Genomic DNA, 453 nt, shown 5'->3' with positions numbered 1-453 from the left:
ACGCCTTCCGCTTCCATATCCGCGCCCGCCCCACCGGCTACGATCTCGCCTCGGCTCATCACCCAGTAGCGGTCAGCCAGCTCGCGAGCGAAGTCGTAATACTGCTCCACGAGCAGCACCGTCATGCCCATTTCATCGACGAGTTGACGCAACGTGCGCCCGATATCCTGAATGATGGACGGTTGAATGCCTTCAGTGGGTTCATCGAGAATCAGCAGTTGCGGCTCGCTCATCAATGCCCGGCCGATCGCAAGCTGCTGTTGCTGGCCGCCCGACAAGTCACCGCCGCGCCGGCTTTTCATCTCCTTGAGCACCGGGAACAGGTCGTAGATCCGGTCCGGTACTTTCGATGGCGACTTGCGGCTCGCCGCGCCCACCAGCAGGTTTTCCTCTACGGTCAGGCGGCCGAAGATGTCGCGTCCTTGCGGTACGTAAGCGAGGCCGCTTGAGACG

Annotated in this window: 1 protein-coding gene; it reads right to left on the bottom strand. The window is 61.8% G+C overall.

Going from position 1 to position 453, the window contains the following annotated elements:
- A partial coding sequence (locus GSQ93_RS34875; RefSeq protein ID WP_158940967.1) for an ATP-binding cassette domain-containing protein occupies positions 1–453 on the bottom strand: 453 nt, incomplete at both ends.

This window comes from Burkholderia sp. S171, from assembly GCF_009766085.1.
Classification (GTDB): Bacteria; Pseudomonadota; Gammaproteobacteria; order Burkholderiales; family Burkholderiaceae; genus Caballeronia.
This window is presented reverse-complemented; position numbering and strand designations above follow the sequence as displayed.